This window comes from Rhodoferax sp. GT1R46 (genome assembly GCF_056521285.1).
The window spans coordinates 1-1,734 of record NZ_JBWMBC010000018.1 but is presented as its reverse complement, the minus strand read 5'-3'; the positions used below and the strand labels follow the sequence as shown (position 1 = coordinate 1,734).

Genomic DNA, 1,734 nt, shown 5'->3' with positions numbered 1-1,734 from the left:
GTCTGAGCCGCACCCAATTGGACGCTTTGGTGCTGGGTTTGCCCTGGCAGCGCATGGGGGATGCGGGCATCATCACCATGGTCTGAATCATGCAAAAAGCATAGCAAAGAAGTCAATACGGGCATGCACTAATGGTCATTTTTATGGTGCAATGGCACACTACGTTTCATGGTGATTGCCCCCGAGAAACTCCCCGATATGAGCGCAGACGAACTGCGCGAAGTGGTGCAGTCGCTGTTCAAAACACTCACCTTCAAACAAGCCACCATCGACAAGCTCACGCACGAAAACGCCATCCTCAAGCGCCTGAAGTTTGCTGCGCAGTCGGAACGTTTCAGTGCCGAGCAACGCAGCTTGCTCGATGAAACCCTGGATGAGGACCTGCAGGCCGTCAGTGACGAGATCGAGCAACTCCAAAGCGATGACACTGCTCCCCCGAAGACCAAGCAGCAACCCAAACGCCAGGTATTGCCCGCGAACCTGCCGCGCACCGACATCCACCACGAGCCCGATTCCACCACCTGCCAATGCGGCTGCCAGTTGAAGCGCATCGGCGAAGACGTGGCCGAGAAGCTGGACTACGTGCCCGGCGTATTTAGCGTAGAGCGTCACATCCGCGGCAAATGGGCCTGCGCCCAGTGCGAGACCCTGACCCAAGCGCCTGTGGATGCGCATGTGATCGACAAAGGTATCCCAACATCCGGTCTACTGGCTCAGGTGTTGGTGGCCAAGTTTGCAGACCACTTGCCGCTGTACCGGCAGGAAGTCATCTTTGGGCGTGCCGGTTTGGCCATTCCCCGCTCGACCTTAGGTTCCTGGGTAGGCAGCTGCGGGGTGCAACTGCAACCCTTGGTGGATGCTTTGAAGGCAGAGATCCTGAGCCACAGCGTGGTGCACGCTGATGAGACGCCGGTGCAAATGCTCAAGCCGGGCCATGGGAAAACACACAGGGCGTATCTCTGGGCGTATGCCGCAGGGGCGTTTGAGGACACCAAGGCTGTTGTTTACGATTTCTGCGAATCTCGCGCCGGGGAAAACGCCAAAGTGTTCCTTGGGGACTGGAGAGGAAGTCTGGTGTGTGATGACTTCAGCGGCTACAAGCAGTTGATGACCCAAGGTGTTACTGAGGTGGGGTGCCTGGCGCACGCCCGGCGTAAGTTTTTTGATCTGCATGTCAGTAACAAAAGCCAGATTGCGCACAGTGCGCTGGAGCAGATTGCCCGAATCTATGAGATTGAGCGGGAGATCAAGGAGCTGCCTCCAGACGCGCGACAACGCACACGCCAGGACAAGTCAAAACCATTGCTCGATGCCTTGCACCAGTGGATGATTCTGCATCGGCAGAAGATTACGGATGGCTCGGCCACAGCCAAAGCACTGGACTACAGCCTCAGACGCTGGGGTGCGCTGACGCGTTTCGTGGGAAATGGGCAATTGCCCATCGACAACAACCATATAGAGAATCAGATTCGGCCGATTGCCATTGGGCGCAACAACTGGTTGTTCGCCGGTTCACTACGTGCGGGCAAGCGGGGGGCGGCAGTGATGAGCCTCATTCAGAGCGCCAAGCTCAACGGGCATGATCCGTATGCTTATCTCAAAGATGTGCTGACTCGGTTGCCTACCCAGCGCAACAGCATGATTGGCGAGTTGCTGCCACATCGCTGGACGCCGCCAACCGCGTCACCCTGACTGTCACCACCACTGCAGGGCCGCGGTCAATATGGGTTTGCC

1 protein-coding gene is annotated in these 1,734 nt (G+C 57.4%); it reads left to right on the top strand.

The window, feature by feature from the left end; genetic code table 11:
- The first annotated feature begins 168 nt into the window (after positions 1–168).
- Positions 169–1,692, top strand: a complete 1,524-nt coding sequence (gene tnpC, locus AC097W_RS20845) for an IS66 family transposase (protein ID WP_479604553.1) — start codon at positions 169–171, stop codon at positions 1,690–1,692.
- The last annotated feature ends 42 nt before the right edge of the window (positions 1,693–1,734 follow it).

Bases quoted from the DNA above. Each gene is read 5' to 3' on its own strand.
- tnpC (WP_479604553.1), top strand. From the start codon at position 169: ATGGTGATTGCCCCCGAGAAACTCCCCGATATGAGCGCAGACGAACTG.